Raw genomic sequence first — 17,420 nt, 5'->3', positions numbered from 1 at the left:
CGGGGGTCCGAAGGACGGGTCGAGACGAGTGGCTCGACCCCGGTAAGGTTAGGGTGAGGGGCAGCCTTTGGGTCCGAGGCCCATTGCCTAGCCGCTCACCCGCAAAAACAGGCTTGCCGCAAAGCGCCGGCCGGCGTATGTCTTGCCCGTCGCGAAAAGCGACTGCCTTCCTTGATCCGCTCAGTGGCGGAGTAAACAGGTGGACGAATGGTCGTCCAGGTGGTCGAGCACACGCCATCCATGCGCTTTCCGCCATGGTTCGGCCAGCACTCCCAGAAACCAAACGCCTGACCCTGCTCAGGCCTCATCGTGAGCCATCGGCGCGCGTCAACGGCGCTGTCGCGCTCGCGTCGACCCGGAACGCGCCATGACCAGATCCCTTATCGTCATCTTCACCGCCATTGTCCTCGATGCCGTCGGCATCGGCCTCATCTTCCCGATCCTGCCGCAGCTCTTGCAGGACATCACCCATGCCGAAAACGTCGCGCCCACTATCGGCACGCTGACCGCGCTTTACGCGGTGATGCAGTTCATCTTCGCGCCGGTGCTCGGGGCGCTCTCCGACCGGCTCGGCCGGCGGCCGGTGCTGCTGATCTCGCTTGCGGGTGCTGCCGTCAACTACCTGTTGCTGGCCTTTGCACCCAATCTGCTGCTGCTGTTCGTCGGCCGGGCGATCGCCGGGCTGACCAGCGCCAACATTTCGGTCGCGACCGCCTATATCACCGACATTTCGCCGGAGGAGACGCGCGCCCGCCGCTTCGGCCTCTTCAACGCCATGTTCGGCCTCGGCTTCATCATCGGCCCGGTTCTCGGCGGCGTGCTCGGCGACCACTGGCTGCGGCTGCCTTTCATCGCAGCCGCGGCGCTGAATGGTGCCAACCTGCTGCTCGCCCTCTTCATCCTGCCGGAATCGCGCCCCGGCAGCCGCGAAAAGATCGCGCTGTCGACGCTCAATCCGCTGAAGCCGCTGCGCGCGGTGCTGGAGGTCAAAAGCCTGCTGCCCGTCATCATCCTCTTCTTCATCTTCAGCGCCACCGGCGAGGCCTACGGCACCTGCTGGGCGCTCTGGGGAAGCGACGCCTTCCACTGGAGCGGGCTGTCGATCGGCCTGTCGCTCGGCGCCTTCGGCATCTGCCAAACGCTGGCCCAGGCCTTCCTTCCAGGCCCGGCCGTCAAGCTCTTCGGCGAACGCGGAGCGATCCTGACCGGCGTCGCCGGCGTCTCCATCGCGCTGACCGTCATGGCCTTTGCCGGCCAGAGCTGGATGATCTTTGCGATCATGCCGGTCTTCACGCTCGGCGGCATCGGCGTGCCGGCGCTGCAGTCGCTGGCGACCCGGCAGGTCGATGAGAAAGGCCAGGGCCAGTTCCAGGGCGTGCTGGCCTCGGCCGTCAGCCTCGCCTCCATCGTCGCGCCGCTCGGCTTTTCCAGCATCTATTTCCTCGTCCGCCAGCAATGGCCGGGCGCCATCTGGCTCTCGGTCGTTGCCGTCTACGCACTCGCCGTGCCGCTGGTGCTCGATCTCAGGCTGAAGACGTCCGATCCGGAGCGCCGCACTGGTTCACGATGACGGGCTGTTCTTCCAGGTCAGCCCGAACACGCGCAGCCAGTTGTCGAAAGCGAATTTCGCCAGGCCCTGTGTGTCGAAGCCGAGGTTGCGCATCGCGTCGAACAGAAGCGGCAAGCCGCTGGCGTCCTTGATCGCGCGAGGGATGACCGCGCCGTCGAAATCCGATCCGAGGGCGACCCTGTCTTCGCCGACGCGGTTGACGAGATAGTCGATATGGCGGGCGACGGCCTCGAGCGGGGTATCGTCCTTCAGGTGGCCATCGGCTCTGACGTCGTTGACCGAGAGGTTGAAGCCGATGACGCCGTCGCTATCGCGGATGGCGTCGAGCTGCCTGTCGGTGAGATTTCTGGTCGACGGGCAGATGGCATGGGCGCAGCCATGGGTGACGACGAGCGGGGCGTGGCTCAATGCCGCCACATCCCAGAATCCCTTTTCGTTCAGATGCGAGAGATCGATCATGATTCCCAGCCGATTGCAGGTCCTGACCAGCTCCTTGCCGATCTCGGTCAGTCCGGGACCGGTATCCGGCGACCTGGGATAGGCGAAGGGAACACCGGAGCCGAATATATTCGGGCGGCTCCAGACCGGCCCCAGCGACCGCAGGCCCGCCGCATGCAGACGATGGAGATAGTCGAATTCGCCATCCACCGCTTCGGCCCCTTCCATATGCAGCACGACGGCAAAGGCCCCTTCGGCTCTGGCGGCGGCGATCTCCTCGACATCAACCGCCATGCGCATCCGGCCATCGGAGCGGCGGATCAAGATTTCCAGCGCCAGGCGCTGTGCCTCGATCTGCCGGCGGGCATGGAGCGGATCGACGGTCTCGGCATAGATAACCTCGTAGCCGTTCCCGGTGATGATCAGATCATTTTCCGGCTGGCGCTCCGGCCCTGCATGCAGCGCAAACAAGCCGCCGGCCAGGCCGCCCTCGCGCGCCCTCGGCAGATCGAGATGCCCGCTTTCCGACCGCGAGAGAAAGTCCCGGCCGGAGGATGTGTATTCCGCAATGAATTGCACCGCGTCATTGTGCCCGTCGAAGACATCGATTTCGGCCATGTCGGTTTCCTCTCGGAACTATCACCGGCGTCTTGCAACGCGCCGGCAACAATTCCCCGGTTGCGCCTGACGCCCGCCAAGCCACGCCTACGCCGCCTCCCCGGCCTGCACCGCACCCTCCGCCAGCTTGCGCGCCGCGACGAAATCCACCTTGCCGGAGCCGAGCACCGGCACCTTGCCGATATTGACCTCGGCCGGGACCATCATGTCCATTGCGCCCTTGGATTTGGCGAAGGCGAGGAATTCGGCGCGGGTGGCGGTGGGGGCGTCGGTCAGGAGCACCAGCCGCTCGCCCTTCTTGGCGTCGGGCAGCGAGGAGACGACCGACAGCGCGCCCGGCCAGAGCTCGGCGGCGAGCGTCTCGACGGCGGCGAGCGAGATCATTTCGCCGCCGATCTTGGCGAAGCGTTTGGCGCGGCCGCGGATCTTGACGAAGCCGTCCTCGTCGATGGTGACGATGTCGCCGGTGTCGTGCCAGCCGTCGACCAGCGGCTCGAGCACGCCGGGCTTTTCGGCGCGGAGGTAACCGGCCATGACATTGGCGCCGCGCACATGCAGCCGGCCGCCCTCATCGATGCCGGGCACCGGTTCGAGCTTCCATTCCATGCCCGGCAGGATTTTGCCGACCGTGCCCGACTTGTTGTACATCGGCGTGTTGATCGAAATGACCGGCGCCGTCTCGGTGACGCCGTAACCTTCGAGGATGCGCAGGCCGAATTTTTCCATATAGGTCTGGCGGGTCGAGGCCTTCACCGGCTCGGCGCCGGAGAAGATGTAGCGGATCGAGCGGAAGTCGTAGGGATGCGCCGTCCTGGCATAGCCGTTGAGGAAAGTGTCGGTGCCGAAGATGATCGTGGCGTTGGAGACATAGATCAGCTCCGGCACGATGCGGTAATGCAGCGGCGACGGATAGAAATAGACCGGCACGCCGGAGATCAGCGGCAGCACCGTGCCGGCCGTCAGCCCGAAGGAATGGAACACCGGCAGGATGTTGAACACCTTGTCGCCGCTGTGGAAATCGATGCGGGCAGCCGCCTGGGCGGCATTCGAGAGGATGTTGCGGTGGGTCAGAACCACGCCCTTCGGCGTGCCCTCGGAGCCCGAGGTGAAGAGGATCACCGCCGGATCATCCGGCTTACGCTTGACCAGCGGCCGCGCCTTTCTCACATAACCCAAGATCTTGTCCTTGAGTGAGATTTCGGCCCGGAGATCATCGAGCCAGACGATCGTCACCTGCTTTTCCATCTCCTCGATCACGGCACCGAGCTTGGCCTGGGTGACGAAGGCGCGCGAGGTCAGCACATGTTTGACTTCGGCGGCCTTGCAAGCGGAGAGGATATTGGCGGCACCGGCGGTGAAGTTCAGCATCGCCGGCACCTTGCCCGCGCTCATCACGCCGAGCAGCGTGGCGGCGGCGCCATTGGCATTCGGCAGCATGACGCCGAGGTTGGTTTCCGGGAAGCGGGCGCGAAATTTGGCGCCGAGCACGGCAGCGCCGGTGAGCAGCTTGCCATAGGTCAGCCGGCCGGTGACCGGATCTTCGACGGCGAGCTTGCCCATGCCGAATTCGCCACCTGCCTGAATGACGCGGTCGAGCACGGTGGACGAGGTATCGGCGGTCTGGAACAGCAGGTTCGACATCACCTGATAGAGGGCGGCACCTGCCGCCGTGCGGCGCTTGCGGCCTTTCAGCTCCGGCGGCACTTCGAGCTTCACCGGCTCGAGAATGGTGACCTTGACCTTGGGGAACAGCCGGCGGCGGATCTTGCCGTTATCGAGATAGGAGAGATAGCTCTTCTCCAGCCCGTCGATCTTCACCGGCACGACCATCGAGCCCGTCTTGTCGGCGACCATGGCGGCGCCATCATAGACCTTCATCAGCGTGCCGGTCACCGTCAGGCGGCCCTCGGGGAAGATGCCGATCGGGTTGCCGTCCTGCACCACCTTGATCAGCGAACGCGTCGCCATCGGCTTTGTCGGGTCGAGCGGCAGGAATTTGCACATCTTCAGGAAGGGGCGCACCCACCAGGCCTGGGCGATCTTGTAATCGACGGCAAAGGTGGGCTCTTCCTCGGTGATGGCAAGCGCCAAGGCGCCATCGAGCAGACTGACATGGTTGAGCGCAATGATCGGCGCGCGGCCGGCCTTCTTGATATTCTCCAGCCCCTCGACCTCCAGCCGCATGAAGGCGCGGAACAGGATCGAGATGAAATCGCGGAAGGGATTGGTCGGCAGCGTCTTCAGCATCAGCCAGGCGACGGCAAAATTGAGGACGCCGAGGCCGATCAGAATCTCAGGAATGGAAGCGCCGAGCTTCTGGACGGCGGCAACCAGGCCGAGGCCGACGGTGATGAACAGCGCCGACAGCACATTGGCGGCGCCGATGACGCGGGCACGGCGATCCTCATGCGACCAGGTCTGCAGGGCGGCAAAGGTCGGCACGGCGATGAAGGCGCCCGAGATTGCCATGCCGGCGAGATCGATGGCGACGCGGATGGTATTCTCTCCGGCAAAGAAGGTGCCGATCGTCGTCGCATGGCTTGTGGAAGCCAAGCCCCAGAGGTTCCAGGCGAGATCGAGGCTGAAGAGGCCAAGCAGCGCCGTGCCGACAGGGGCCGGCAGCAGCACGATGCGGCCGGATGACATCCAGGCGGCAATCGCCGAACCGACGGCAACGGCGATGGCAAAGACGGTGAGATAGGCCGGCACGACGAGCTCGGAGCCGCCGAGCAGCTCGGTCACCATGGTCGGCAGGATGGAGAGAACGAAGGCGCCGACCAGCCAGAACCAGCAGTTCATCAGCGCCGAACGCCACAGGCGCTTATCGGCGCGGATTTCCTTGACGAGGGTGTAGCTGGAGCGGATGACATTGCGGTCGATTTCGAGATCCGGCGCCTTGGAGCCGGTGGGCGGGATCATCCGGCTGGCCAGCCAGCACAGCACCGAAAGTCCCATCATCATCGTGCCGAAGATCAGCACATTGTCGCCGCCGGAAAAGGCGAAGGCGGCGATGATCGTGCCGGCGAGGATGGCGATGAAGGTGCCGCCCTCGATCCAGGCATTGGCCTTCGGCAGGTCGCGGCGTTCGAGATGATCGGGCAGGATGCCGTATTTGATCGGCCCGAACAGCGCCGAGACGACGCCGAAGCCGAACAGCGCAGCCATCAGCACGAAGATGGACGAAAACGCGAGTCCGACGACGGCAAGGGCGGCGACCGCGATCTCGCAGCGTTTCAAGAGCTCGGCGATTTTCGCCTTGTCGTGCTTGTCGGCGAGTTCGCCGCCGAGCGCCGAGAGCAGCAGGAAGGGCACGATGAGAATGACGCCGGCAAGCGTCACCAGGGCGGCGCCTTCACTCGCCGACATCTTGAAGAGAATGAGGAACACCAGGGTGTTCTTGAGGAAATTGTCGTTGAAGGCCGTCAGGAACTGGGTCCAGAACAGCGGCGCGAATTTCCTGGAGGTCATCAGATTGTGTTGCACGGCGGGTCCCTCGTTCGACTGGCAGAGAAGGCCACAGAGTTGTTACGCAAAAGTTGAATGCGGTAACAACTCTGCGCTGTGGTTAACCAAGATCAATCTTCATCGTTACGATTGAACTTGACCAGCAGTTTCTCGGTGCGGGCATCCTCGACCTTGCGGATCAGCTTCTCGGATTCGGCATTGTCGCGCAGCGTCTTGGTGATATTCACCGTGGTCTGCACCAGCATCAGAATGCCCATGGCGAGATAGCCTTTGCCCCAGAGATCGAGCGGCATCATGTAGAGGCCAAGCGCCAGCATGAAGGCGGCCGAGCCGAAGGAGATGTAGGAGAAGCTGACCCAGCTGGCGGAATGTTTCTGGAAACTGTCGTTCATTGTCTTAATCCTTATGGTTCGATGGATGAATGGTTGGATGGATGCGATTTCAGGCGGCAGGCGTGATGCGGCTCTTCAGCCGCGCCAGCACATCATCGGCGGATGAGCGCAGCGGCGCGCCGAAGCCGGCATTGGCAAGCTTCTCGATGATGCCGGCCGGGCGGACGGCGCCTTCCATGTCCTTCAGGGCGGCCGCCGTCAGCTCATTCTGGCTCTGGCGCAGGCGAAGGCGCGCCAGGGTCTCCTCGGCATCGTCGAGCGTGGCAAAGCCTGGGCCGGCGACTACGACATCGAGCTTCTGCGCCTCTTGCGTGGCCCGCGCCAGCCGCTCGCCACGCTGCAGTTCCTGCAGCCGCGCTTCGGATGCGCGCACGATGCCCTTCAGCTTGTCGATCGCCCCGGTGAACTGGGCTTGCGCCTTTTCCGATGCATCGCGCTCGGCTTCCAGATAGGCGATCGCCTCGGCCGCCTCGCGGGCCAGGCCCTCATTGCCTTTCGTCAGCGCTGCGGAAGCGCGAACTTCGAGATCGGCGATGCGGGCAACGATCGTTGCGTGCTGCCCCTTCTCCTGTTCGTTCTGGGCGATGGCGACCGCGACACTGCGGCGGGCCGACTGGATCGATTGGGCGGCATCGCGGATCTGCTGGGAAAGCAGCGGCACGGCGTGGCAGTCGGCGAAAGCCTGTTCGGCATCATGCGCCCTGCCCCGCAACAAAATGGAAATCAGTTTGAACATTTCCTTCCTCCGGTTTATGAACGTTGTTCACGAGATGACTTATGCCAGAATCATGAACGTCGTTCAAGATAAATTTTGAACGACGTTCAAAAAATCGAAGTGGAATGGTTAATGGCCGGTAGGCGAGAAGAAAAACGCGAAGACCTGAAGGCCCGGCTGATCGAGGCGGCGCGCGAGCGTATCGCCAAAGACGGGCTCACAAATCTCAGAGCCCGCGACATCACCCAGGATGCCGGCTGCGCGCTCGGCGGCCTCTACACGGTCTTTTCAGACCTCGCCGAGCTCGTCATCCACGTCAACTCCGCGACGCTGAAGGCGCTGGAGGCGAGGCTGACCCTTGATAAAACCAAGGACCGGCCGCCGACCGACCGGCTGCGCAACCTGGCGCAGGGTTACTTAAGCTTCGCCGTCGAGCACCGAAACCTCTGGAAGGCGCTGTTCGAACACTCCCCGCCGGAATCGAGCCCGACGCCGCAATGGCATCTCAACGAGCACCTCTTCCTGATGGATGTGATCGCAGAACCGCTGGCCGAACTGCAACCCGACATGCCCCCCGAAGACCGCGCCATCCGCGCCCGCACCCTCTTCGGCGCAGTGCACGGCGTCGTCAGCATCAGCCTCGAAGGCCGCTTCGTCGGCTTGCCGCTGGAGCGACTGGCACGGGAGGTGGATGAACTGGTGCAGACGATTGCGGCGGGGGCGGAGCGGCGGAGGGGGTGATGCGGGTGATTTCGTTGGTTTAGTGGGGTAGGATTTGTTGGGACGCCACCCCACCCTCCGTCATCCTCGGCCTCGAGCCGAGGATCCATGCCCGCTGCTGATGGCAGCGGCGTAGATCCTCGCGTCAAGCCCCTGAAATCGCGACCCAAATGCCCCTCATCCGGCTGCCGCCACTGCCAGGGTCGAGCCACACGTCTCGACCCGTCCTTCGGACCCCCGTAAACGGGGCGAAGGGACTATGCCGCAAGCTCTCCGTTCCTCGCCAGCCTCTCGCAGGGCACGTCCCCTCGCCCCGTTTTTACGGGGAGAGGGTTAGGGTGAGGGGCAGGCATCCGCACAAACGAGACAGCCGTGGCTCACAGTCTGAGATAACGGAGCGCTAGAACCCACACCCCAACTCCCGCATTGAGCAACCCAACGAAAGCTGATTGACTGACGCCCTCCACGCCGCCGCGAAGGGAAACCCCATGAGCCGCATCTTCATCACCGGTTCCACCGATGGCCTCGGCCTTGCCGCCGCCCGCACCCTCATGCAAGAAGGCCACGACGTCGTGCTGCATGCCCGCTCCAGGGAGCGCGCCTCCGCCCTCGCCGAGATTTCGGCTGCCGCCCTCGGCATCGTCATCGGCGATCTCGCCAGCGCTACCGAGACGCGCTCGATTGCCGAGCAGGTCAACGCCATCGGCCGCATGGACGCCATCATCCACAATGCCGGCATCTACCTCGAGCGGAGCCGGGGCGAATCGCCGGAAGGCCACGCCAAGACGCTGGCGGTGAATGTGCTTGCCCCCTATCTGCTCACCGCATGGATCACGCGCCCCGATCGCCTGGTCTATCTCACCAGCGGCATGCACCGCAGCGGCAGCAGCACCCTCGACGATATCGACTGGAAGAAGCGACCGTGGAACGCCAGCCAGGCCTATTCGGAAAGCAAGCTCTATATTGCGACCCTCGCCGCCGCCATCGCCCGCCATTGGCCGGATGTTCTCAGCAACGCGGTGGATCCCGGCTGGGTACCGACAAAGATGGGCGGCGCCGGCGCACCCGATGATCTGGAGATGGGGCACCTCACGCAGACATGGCTTGCGGCGAGCGATGCGGGAGCTGCGAAGGTCAGCGGCCGGTATTGGTACCATCGCCAGCAGCGGGAGGCGGCGGAGGAGGTGACTGATACTGGGTTTCAGGATGCGCTGATGGGGAAGCTTGCCGAGCTGACCGGCGTTCGTCTGTTTGAAGAGCACACGGGTGAGGCGAGATCGGGCTAGCGGGCGTTGCCGCGTTCGAAGCCTATGGAAGGCGCTGTTCGACCACTTTCCGCCGGAAAACACCTGACGCCGCAATGGCATCACGGCGGACATTGAAGATAGCCCCCTGTGGTCTTTTTCCTACACCGATCAATATAATGGCCAAGCATCTCCCAATGCGACCCAATATTCCTTGCAAGGAATATTGGGCTGGGTTACCAAGCTGTGAAATGGAGCATGCGCATGGGTAAATTGGCTGGAAAAATCATCGAAGCGTCTGAAGCAAGCGGCTCACGCGCCGATCATGCCGAAGGCTTAGACTTGCGTCGGCTCCGGCTGTTGTCTGGCCTCACCCAAGCTGAAATGGCGAGCCGACTAAACGTTCAGCAGGCAGCCGTATCGAAAATTGAAAAAGGTGGAGAAGTCTACCTTTCAACCGTTCAACGGTATGTGGAAGCGCTGGGAGCTTCTTTGCGCGTGGGTGCGGTTTTTCCAGCGGACGCGCGGCTTGTGTTGCGCATTAAGGAAGCTTTCGATGCCGAATACGGCAACGATGATCAACTCGTCTTTCCTCTGCTGGCGGATGAGCCGTTTCGAGCGCAGAGAGACGTAGTGCTCTCGATCAGACCCCAGTATTCCGAGAAGATATTGGAGGGACGCAAAACGGTTGAACTGCGGCGTCGTTTTCCCGTGTCAGCGCCCGGCGGCACGATTGCCTATATTTACTCCACCTCCCCGGTTCGAGCGATGGTCGGTGTAGCTGAGATCAAAGACGTTCTAAAATTGCCGATCGAACAGATCTGGGCCGAGTTCGAGGACACGGCCTTTATCGAGCGAGGCGACTTCGATAGCTACTTTCAGGGGCTGGACTTCGGCTTTGCGTTGCTCTTTGAAGATGTGAAGTCCTTTTCAAGGCCGATCCCTCTAAACGAGCTCCGTGAGCGGTTTAGCTTCGAGCCTCCTCAATCCTATTTGTACGCAAGCCGCGATCTTCGAAAGGCCTTGAGACATGAGGCAGCAGTCGTATCTCATTGATACGAATATCCTAATCGGGCTAGAAGATTATCGTGCTGTCGAGGCAGCCTACGCCAAATTCTCAAGTCTCGCCGCCGCGCACAAAGTCAATGTCTTCGTCCACGAAGCTGCGCGTGACGATATTGCTCGCGACAAAGATGCCGAGCGGCGAAGAATATCGCTCAGCAAGATTGCAAAATACCAGATCCTCGGCAAAAGACGCGGCCTGACCCAGGCAGAACTAGAGGCCGAGTTCGGTCCTCTCAGGAAGCCAAACGATATCGTAGACGCGACCCTTCTGCATACGCTGAAGAACGACGTCGTCGACTTTCTCGTTTCGCAGGACAAAGGGCTTCATGAGCGAGCCCTGAGACATTCAGCTGAGTTGGGACGCCGCGTTCTGTTCGTCGGCGACGCGGCCGATCTTCTCACGCAAACCTACGAACCAAAGCAGGTTCCGATCCGTCACGTCGCGGAGGTCGACGCGCATATGATTGACCACGAAGACGACTTCTTCGACAGCCTTCGCGATGGCTATCCCGAATTCGACGACTGGTGGCGCGAAAAGTGCGTGAGGCAGCATCGCTCCTGCTGGGTGGTGTATGATGACAACAAGCTTGCCGGCCTGATCGTTCGTAAGGACGAGACCGCTATCGACACGGACGCGGTCACAAAGGTGGGAAAAATTCTGAAAGTTTGCACGTTCAAGGTCGCCCCCGATAAGCGCGGTGTGAAATTGGGAGAATTGCTTCTTAAGCAAGTGCTTTGGTACGCCCAGACGAACGGCTACGACCTGGCGTATCTCACGACCTACGAAGATCAGGCCGCGCTGATTAACTTGCTGGAGTTTTACGGTTTTCGCCAAGCTGGCAAAAAGCCTGACGGCGAACTGATTTATGAGCGGGCATTCTCTTTAGAAAAGCTCGCCGAAGATCCGGCAGTCACAGCCTACGAAGCCGCTCGGAAGAACTATCCTCGGTTTCTGGTGACCGACGAAATCAGGGGCTTCGGTATCCCGATTAAGGAGGAGTATCACGATACGCTCTATCCGGATCTATGGAACCCAAGGCAACCGGATTTGTTCAACGGAACTTCGAGAGCCGACCGCCCGGCGCGTCCGGGAAATACAATCCGAAAGGTATATCTTTGTCGGGCGCCTTCAAATCTGGGCGCAGCGGGTTCGCTGCTATTCTTCTATAAAAGCGCATCAAGGGAGCAGCCTTCTCAAGCCATTACAGCTCTTGGAATATTGGAAAGCATCACCCTTGCCAAATCTACTAGAGAGCTTATGCATCTGACGGGAGGAAGATCCGTGTACAGTGAGCAACAGCTAGAAGGGTGGAACGCCACGCCAGCGCGACCGATCAAAGTCATCAATTATCTGCTTGTATCGTACATCGAGCCGGCGATTGGTCTTGATGAACTGCGGCGGATGGGCGTCGTGAACGGCAACCCTCAGCAATCTATCTATAAAGTAAATCCTGATCATATAAGGCTCTTGCTCGACCGTGCGAATCTTGAGTTTGAAGTATAATGCGCTCAGTCATTACGCCGTCGCCCACTCCGTGGCGGCACGCGCGCAGCTGGCAACCGAGCGCATGTAGGCACTGTGACGCCATAGAAAAGGTGTCACATTGGATTTTACAGATCGCAAGAAAAGACCGCAATCTAACGCCTTCCAAAATCTTGAATTTCATTTCTAACTGCGAGAATTCGTATTTTTTTAATACGCCCATCGGCGGCTTCGACGGACGTGTACATTACCGCGACGGCGGACCTAAGATCATCCCCAAGACGCTTTCGACGCGTATAGGAGGAAATACTTCCTAACAACGTATCAACACTCAGCCTATCTACGTCTGAACCCAGTTCAAACGGCACTGATCTACCCTCCTCCAGATCGAAGGCGCGTCCTGTCCCTTGGTTCGCATTGAAACTGGCCATGCTGAATAGCTTCAAGCGAATGTCATTGTTGATAACACTTTCCCACATGTACTGTTTGGTTTGAGGATTGAACTGCACAATTGGAGCAGGAGCAGCAGCTTGAACATTGAGATTGATGTTCATTACCCCGTGATTGATCACGTTATGCCCCAGCCGGACTGAGGGTTCCACCGCTTCAATTAGCGCGGCAACGTCGCCACCGCGCTCCACCTCCAATTCTTGCACGGATGCAGGAATGGCTTCCTCGTTTCCGCCGGTCACACGTCTGTAGACGACTTTGAAAAGATCATAGAGAAGGTTGCCGCCTGCACCCAGTGCAAGTCCTCCGGCAACGGGTGCACCAATGACTGCCGCCTGGTAACCAATCTCATAAAGTGACTCAAAGCTTCCTGGGCGTTGCGCAAGGAGATTGAAAGTCAAAGGTATTCGGCCAAATTCCTTTCGACGAACCCGACCTTCCACAAGGAAATTCGCTACAATCAACATCGACCTAGTGAGGCCTTCTAGCGACTTTGTCCCCTCATATGCTGGAATTTTGTGTTGTTCCGCTAGCCCGCCCTCAAATTTAACTTCCAGTAACACCTAATCCCCCAATCCTCAGCGCCCGATGCAACCATGTATAGAATAGAGTCGCTGAATAGCAATACACCGATTGATAAGGCAACGGGAGAAAGTATCCGGTAACCTGCCCTCAAATATTCAACATTGGCAATGACTTCACGATCGTCATGGTTTCCATGTTGATGGTGATGACGCGCTGGAACAGTTCAGCGGAGGGCTGGTTACCAGCCGGGCTCGATGGCGAAACATCGGGCTGGCTGCTCAACTACGTGACTCTAGAGCGAGCTAGTGATTCTTCCAGGTGTTGTGTTGAGACTGGAGAGCGACGGAACAATAGACTTCGAGAAGGCATTGCGTGGTCGGGTCGGCCTCCAAAACATAACGAAAATTCATAGTGGAAACGCGCTGCAGACAGCGCCGGAACACAGCCACGAAATCAGGATCGGTCATTAGAGCGGCTCGCGTTTCACCGCCCCTTCGATAGGGAGCTCTAAGTCTCCCCGTCTCGATGCGAGCGAGCTTGAACGCGAAAGGCGCCTTGTTGTGATCGGAGCTTTGCCCGGTATGTTCACGATATCGCTTATCGAGGCGATCTGTGCGGCCGACGTACAGCGGCGCTTCGTTGTCTACCATTTGTTCCGAAAACAAATAGACACCTGACCCTTTCATATCCGGACGCGCTATCCCGTTCCTAACCGGGGTCATGCGCATGAGTTCTTCGAAGCGTTCCGGAAGCCGTGCAACGATTTCTGCAAATCTCTCGTTCATTATCCACCACTAGCGTCGCTGCCACGCTAGCTGCTTCGTTATGTTCTCGGAAGCCGTTTCATCATATGATTTCGGCGGCAGAGGGTGATCGTTGCCGCTTTGAGGGACGAAACTTTAGAGGGAAGTGACAAGCAAACAAAAATCGTGGCTGGGGCGCCTGGATTCGAACCAGGGATGACGGTACCAAAAACCGTTGCCTTACCGCTTGGCGACGCCCCACCAGAGCTTGAGCGGAAACCGCTTGCTCAAATCGACGCCTGATTAGCAAAGCTCTTCGCCTGTCACAATGACTAAGTTTAACCCGGCGCAGATTTATGCGCTGCGCAGCACCCGCCGTCGTGCTAGGAAGTGGCGACGTCATTGGCCCGAGATCATTCCTTCATGGACAGTCCCGCATTCGACCTCGCTTTCGAGCCGGCCTATGGGCAGGCCGTGCCGGTTGTTTCAGGGGTCGAGCGGGTTACAGTGAACAATCCCGGTCCTTTCACCTTTTTCGGCACCAACAGCTATATTGTCGGCGCTTCCTCGGTCGCGGTCATCGATCCCGGGCCGGAGGATGAGGCGCATTATCAGGCGCTGATGGCAGCGCTTGGCGACCGCGCGGTGACGCATATCTTCGTCAGCCACACGCACCGCGACCACTCGCCGCTTTCCAAGCGGTTGCAGGCGGCAACGGGGGCGGTGACGGTGGGGCAAGGGCCGCACCGGCCGGCGCGGTCGCTCAGGGATGGCGAGATCAATCCCTTCTCCGAAAGCTCGGATCTATCCTTCGTGCCCGATATAACGCTCAGTGACGGTCAGACCCTGTCGGGTGATGGCTGGTCGCTGAGCGCGGTGCTGACGCCGGGGCATACGGCCAATCATGCCGCCTTTGCGCTTGAAGGCCGCGACATCCTCTTCTCCGGCGATCACGTCATGGCCTGGTCGACCTCGATCGTCGCGCCGCCGGATGGTTCGATGGCGGATTACATGACCTCGCTCGACCGGCTGATTGAGCGCGAGGACGGCCTGTTGCTGCCCGGCCATGGCGGGCCGGTGACGGAGCCTGCCAGGTTCCTCAGGGCGCTGAAGGCGCATCGCCTCAGGCGCGAGCAGGCGGTGCTGGCGCGTGTCCAGGCAGGCGACCAGCGGATTGCCGAGATGGTGAAGGTGATCTATCGCGATACCGATCCGAAGCTGCATGGGGCGGCGGCCCTTTCCGTGCTCGCCCATATCGAGCATCTCATGGAGCGCGGCGAGATCGCGGCGGATGGGCCGCCTTCGCTTGCCGCCCTCTACCGGCCGACGGCATGAATATGAGGGTGGGGTCATGAGGATGGGGACATGACGATGAAGCCGCAATCCGATTACAGCTATCGCAGCGATGCCGATGTGCCCGGTTTTGCCGACGACCGGCCGCTGATCGTCTTCGATGGCGAATGCGTGTTCTGCTCCGGCTGGGTGAAATTCGCGCTGAAACATGACAAGCGGCAGCGATACCGGTTCCTCGCGGCGCAGACGCCGCTCGGCCAAGCGCTCTACCGGCATTACGGGCTGCACGCGCGCGACTACGAGACCAATATCCTGATCGAAAACGGCCGCGCCTTCTTCAAATCCGACGGCTCGATCCGCATGGTGGCGGGCCTCGGCTTTCCCTATTCGCTGATCAAACTCTTCCGGCTGCTGCCGCGGCGGGCGGCCGATGCGCTCTATGAATTCATCGCCCGCAACAGGCTGAAGATCGCCGGGCGGCAAAGCTGCATGGTGCCGACGCCGGAGCAGCGAAGCCGGTTCATTGCATGAGCGGCGAGAGATTTTGTGTTCTCATCATCGGCGGGTACGGCACTTTCGGCGGGCGGCTTGCCCGGCTGCTTGGCGATCAACCCAGGCTGAGATTGCTGGTTGCGGGGCGCTCGCTTGAAAAGGCTGACGATTTCGTTGCAGATCTCCGGACCCCAAAAGATGGAGCCGAGGGCCTGGGAAGCAACAATCTCGGCGCGATGGTGCAGGCCGTCAGCTTCGATCGAGACGGCGATCTCACCGAACAGCTGACGCGGCTGAGGCCTCATCTCGTCATCGATGCCTCGGGGCCGTTCCAGACCTTCGGGAAGGATGCCTATAAGGTGGTCGAGGCCTGCATCGGCCTCGGCATCGATTATGCCGATATCGCCGATAGCACCGGTTTCGTCGCCGGCATCAGCGGGCTCGATGCTGCGGCCAAGGCCCAGGGCACCTTCGCGCTGTCAGGGCTCAGCAGCCTGCCCGCCCTCTCCTTCGCAGCACTTGATGCGATGGCGCCGCATTTCTCCCGGATCGAATGTGTCTCGGCGGGCATTGCCCCGTCGGCGCATGTGCGCATCGGGCTCAATGTCGTGAGAGCGATCGCCACCTATGCCGGCAGACAAGTCACGGTGCTGCGCGATGGGCGGCCGGCCTCTAGGCGCGGGCTGATCGATGCGATGCGGGTGACGGTGGCGCCGCCGGGGGGCACGCCGCTGCGCAGCCGAAAATTCCTGCTGGTCGATGCACCGGATCTCACGCTGCTGCCGCAGCACCTTGCCGATCTCAAATCCAGCTTCACCGGTGTCGGCACGGAGCCGCAGCCGCTGCAGCACTTGCTCAGCCTTGCGGCCAGGCTCGTCCGCCTCCGGCTCCTGCCGTCGCTGCTGCCGTTTGCGCGGCTGCTGCAGCGCGCCAGCCACGCTTTCGCGATCGGCGAACATCGCGGCGGCATGTTCGTCCGCGTCAGTGGCATCGATCACGCGGGAAAGCGGCTGTCCTGCGGCTGGCATCTAATTGCCGAAGGTGATGACGGGCCGTTCATTCCCATCGTCGGCGTCGACGCGCTGGTGCGCCGGCTGCTGAGCGGCGTGCGGCCGGAGAATGGCGCCCGGCCGGCGGCGGGGGAATTGCAGCTTGAAGATTTCGAATCGGCCTTCCGGCGGTTTTCGATCACATCCGGCATCAGGATGGAAAACGAGGAGACGCCCCTGCCGCTCTACCAGAGAATCCTCGGCAGCGCCTGGGAGCGGCTGCCGCCGGCCATTTCAGCCCTGCATGCGGGCGGGGCGCGCGTCGCCTCCGGCCGGGCGCGGATCGAGCGCGGCGGCGGGCTGCTGGCCAGGATCGTCGCTGGGGTGATCGGCTTTCCCAAGGCGGGCGAGGATGTGCCGGTCACGGTGCGTTTCGTTGCCGATGGCGACAAGGAGATCTGGACACGCGATTTCGGCGGCACGGTGTTCCGCAGCTGGCAGGCCGAGGGCAAGGGCCGCGACCGGCATCTGCTCGCCGAGGTGTTCGGGCCGTTCCGAGTGCTGATGGCGCCGGTGCCGGATGGGGAAAAGCTGCGGCTCGTGGTGCGCGGCTGGCGGTTTTGCGGCATTCCGCTGCCGATGTTTCTGGCGCCGGGTGGCGATACCTATGAGGAGGAGCGGGATGGGCGGTTCCACTTCCATGTGGAAATTGGTGGGCGGCTGACGGGGTTGGTGGTGCGGTATACGGGGTGGTTGGTGGTGGAGTGAGGGGGTGGCTGCCTTCGCGCGGATGGCTGCCCCTCACCCTAACCCTCTCCCCGCTCGCTGGGAGAGGGGACGTGCCCTGCGATAGGTCGGCGAGGAACGGAGAGGTTGCGGCGATTCCCCTTCGCCCCGTTTACGGGGAGAAGGTGGCGGCAGCCGGATGAGGGGCTGGTCGGCGCGCCGTAATACCCCCTCTGCCCTGCCGGGCATCTCCCCCACAGGTGGGGAGATCGGCTGGGTTCACTGACTTCCCCAAACAATGGGCGTCCAACACGGCGAAACGGTAGATGGGCAGGAAGTTCAAGCCACTTGTGATCTCCCCACCTGTGGGGGAGATGCCCGGCAGGGCAGAGGGGGCTGACAGGGCACGCCCTTCGCCGTCATTCCTTCCTCGGCGGGCTTGAAGAAGGGGCCGCCGCCTGCGGCGGCACCGTATGGGCGTCGAATCTGCCG

General features: G+C 61.4%; 15 protein-coding genes and 1 tRNA gene. 8 read left to right on the top strand and 8 right to left on the bottom strand.

Annotated features, from left to right (window positions below; genetic code table 11):
* Positions 1-367: 367 nt before the first annotated feature.
* Positions 368-1,570 carry a TCR/Tet family MFS transporter gene (locus tag QMO82_RS28290; RefSeq protein ID WP_183605999.1) on the top strand — a complete coding sequence of 401 codons (1,203 nt, stop codon included), beginning with the start codon at positions 368-370 and terminating at the stop codon, positions 1,568-1,570.
* On the opposite strand, the gene QMO82_RS28285 is transcribed toward QMO82_RS28290, so the two are convergent.
* The 4 genes from QMO82_RS28285 to QMO82_RS28270 all read right to left on the bottom strand — a co-directional run bounded on the left by QMO82_RS28285 (position 1,562) and on the right by QMO82_RS28270 (position 7,219).
* Entirely contained in the window at positions 1,562-2,626 is a 1,065-nt protein-coding gene (locus QMO82_RS28285) for a dipeptidase (protein ID WP_183605998.1), read from the bottom strand. The genes QMO82_RS28290 and QMO82_RS28285 overlap by 9 nt on opposite strands.
* Positions 2,627-2,713: 87 nt before the next feature.
* Positions 2,714-6,109, bottom strand: a complete 3,396-nt coding sequence (locus QMO82_RS28280; protein ID WP_183605997.1) for an acyl-[ACP]--phospholipid O-acyltransferase — start codon at positions 6,107-6,109, stop codon at positions 2,714-2,716.
* A 92-nt stretch (positions 6,110-6,201) separates the two neighbouring features.
* Positions 6,202-6,483: a YiaA/YiaB family inner membrane protein gene (locus QMO82_RS28275; RefSeq protein ID WP_003546080.1), complete on the bottom strand. Its 282-nt coding sequence runs from the start codon at positions 6,481-6,483 to the stop codon at positions 6,202-6,204.
* Positions 6,484-6,532: 49 nt separating this feature from the next.
* Positions 6,533-7,219, bottom strand: a complete 687-nt coding sequence (locus QMO82_RS28270; RefSeq protein WP_183605996.1) for a PspA/IM30 family protein — start codon at positions 7,217-7,219, stop codon at positions 6,533-6,535.
* A 111-nt stretch (positions 7,220-7,330) separates the two neighbouring features.
* Between QMO82_RS28270 and QMO82_RS28265 the strand changes: the two genes are divergently transcribed.
* From QMO82_RS28265 to QMO82_RS28250, 4 genes are all read left to right on the top strand, one after another.
* Entirely contained in the window at positions 7,331-7,939 is a 609-nt protein-coding gene (locus QMO82_RS28265) for a TetR/AcrR family transcriptional regulator (protein WP_183605995.1), read from the top strand.
* Positions 7,940-8,406: 467 nt separating this feature from the next.
* Positions 8,407-9,204 carry an SDR family NAD(P)-dependent oxidoreductase gene (locus QMO82_RS28260; RefSeq protein ID WP_183605994.1) on the top strand — a complete coding sequence of 266 codons (798 nt, stop codon included), beginning with the start codon at positions 8,407-8,409 and terminating at the stop codon, positions 9,202-9,204.
* A gap of 222 nt (positions 9,205-9,426) precedes the next feature.
* On the top strand, positions 9,427-10,218 hold the full coding sequence (locus QMO82_RS28255) for a helix-turn-helix domain-containing protein (protein WP_183605993.1): 792 nt from the start codon (positions 9,427-9,429) through the stop codon (positions 10,216-10,218).
* On the top strand, positions 10,193-11,731 hold the full coding sequence (locus QMO82_RS28250; RefSeq protein WP_183605992.1) for a GNAT family N-acetyltransferase: 1,539 nt from the start codon (positions 10,193-10,195) through the stop codon (positions 11,729-11,731). The genes QMO82_RS28255 and QMO82_RS28250 overlap by 26 nt, the downstream gene beginning before the upstream one ends.
* 134 nt (positions 11,732-11,865) lie before the next feature.
* Here the strand turns inward: QMO82_RS28250 and QMO82_RS28245 are convergent, their stop codons facing one another.
* The 4 genes from QMO82_RS28245 to QMO82_RS28230 all read right to left on the bottom strand — a co-directional run bounded on the left by QMO82_RS28245 (position 11,866) and on the right by QMO82_RS28230 (position 13,689).
* On the bottom strand, positions 11,866-12,723 hold the full coding sequence (locus QMO82_RS28245) for a hypothetical protein (protein ID WP_183605991.1): 858 nt from the start codon (positions 12,721-12,723) through the stop codon (positions 11,866-11,868).
* Between the two features lie 109 nt (positions 12,724-12,832).
* On the bottom strand, positions 12,833-12,967 hold the full coding sequence (locus QMO82_RS28240) for a hypothetical protein (RefSeq protein WP_277544201.1): 135 nt from the start codon (positions 12,965-12,967) through the stop codon (positions 12,833-12,835).
* Between the two features lie 20 nt (positions 12,968-12,987).
* Positions 12,988-13,470 (bottom strand): GIY-YIG nuclease family protein, encoded by a 483-nt coding sequence (locus tag QMO82_RS28235; protein WP_183605990.1) that lies wholly within the window; start codon positions 13,468-13,470, stop codon positions 12,988-12,990.
* A gap of 145 nt (positions 13,471-13,615) precedes the next feature.
* Positions 13,616-13,689, bottom strand: a tRNA-Gln gene (locus tag QMO82_RS28230).
* Positions 13,690-13,851: 162 nt separating this feature from the next.
* Between QMO82_RS28230 and QMO82_RS28225 the strand changes: the two genes are divergently transcribed.
* Genes QMO82_RS28225 through QMO82_RS28215 form a run of 3 tightly spaced genes read left to right on the top strand, consistent with a single transcriptional unit; the run spans position 13,852 to position 16,970 of the window.
* Entirely contained in the window at positions 13,852-14,763 is a 912-nt protein-coding gene (locus QMO82_RS28225; protein WP_183605989.1) for an MBL fold metallo-hydrolase, read from the top strand.
* A gap of 30 nt (positions 14,764-14,793) precedes the next feature.
* A complete protein-coding gene (locus QMO82_RS28220; RefSeq protein WP_183605988.1) occupies positions 14,794-15,252 on the top strand; it encodes a thiol-disulfide oxidoreductase DCC family protein in 459 nt (152 codons plus the stop codon).
* Positions 15,249-16,970, top strand: a complete 1,722-nt coding sequence (locus QMO82_RS28215; protein WP_183605987.1) for an SDR family oxidoreductase — start codon at positions 15,249-15,251, stop codon at positions 16,968-16,970. Before QMO82_RS28220 ends, QMO82_RS28215 begins: the two co-directional genes overlap by 4 nt.
* Positions 16,971-17,420 lie beyond the last annotated feature (450 nt).

Source organism: Rhizobium sp. BT04, from assembly GCF_030053135.1.
Lineage (GTDB): Bacteria > Pseudomonadota > Alphaproteobacteria > Rhizobiales > Rhizobiaceae > Rhizobium > Rhizobium binxianense.
The sequence above is the reverse complement of the archived record's forward strand: the minus strand, read 5'-3'. Positions and strand labels throughout refer to the sequence as shown.

Excerpts from the sequence above, each read along its gene's own strand:
- QMO82_RS28290 (WP_183605999.1), top strand. The coding sequence starts at position 368 with ATGACCAGATCCCTTATCGTCATCTTCACCGCCATTGTCCTCGATGCC.
- QMO82_RS28285 (WP_183605998.1), bottom strand. The coding sequence starts at position 2,626 with ATGGCCGAAATCGATGTCTTCGACGGGCACAATGACGCGGTGCAATTC.
- QMO82_RS28275 (WP_003546080.1), bottom strand. The coding sequence starts at position 6,483 with ATGAACGACAGTTTCCAGAAACATTCCGCCAGCTGGGTCAGCTTCTCC.
- QMO82_RS28270 (WP_183605996.1), bottom strand. The coding sequence starts at position 7,219 with ATGTTCAAACTGATTTCCATTTTGTTGCGGGGCAGGGCGCATGATGCC.
- QMO82_RS28265 (WP_183605995.1), top strand. The coding sequence starts at position 7,331 with ATGGCCGGTAGGCGAGAAGAAAAACGCGAAGACCTGAAGGCCCGGCTG.
- QMO82_RS28260 (WP_183605994.1), top strand. The coding sequence starts at position 8,407 with ATGAGCCGCATCTTCATCACCGGTTCCACCGATGGCCTCGGCCTTGCC.
- QMO82_RS28255 (WP_183605993.1), top strand. The coding sequence starts at position 9,427 with ATGGGTAAATTGGCTGGAAAAATCATCGAAGCGTCTGAAGCAAGCGGC.
- QMO82_RS28250 (WP_183605992.1), top strand. The coding sequence starts at position 10,193 with ATGAGGCAGCAGTCGTATCTCATTGATACGAATATCCTAATCGGGCTA.
- QMO82_RS28235 (WP_183605990.1), bottom strand. The coding sequence starts at position 13,470 with ATGAACGAGAGATTTGCAGAAATCGTTGCACGGCTTCCGGAACGCTTC.
- QMO82_RS28225 (WP_183605989.1), top strand. The coding sequence starts at position 13,852 with ATGGACAGTCCCGCATTCGACCTCGCTTTCGAGCCGGCCTATGGGCAG.
- QMO82_RS28220 (WP_183605988.1), top strand. The coding sequence starts at position 14,794 with ATGACGATGAAGCCGCAATCCGATTACAGCTATCGCAGCGATGCCGAT.
- QMO82_RS28215 (WP_183605987.1), top strand. The coding sequence starts at position 15,249 with ATGAGCGGCGAGAGATTTTGTGTTCTCATCATCGGCGGGTACGGCACT.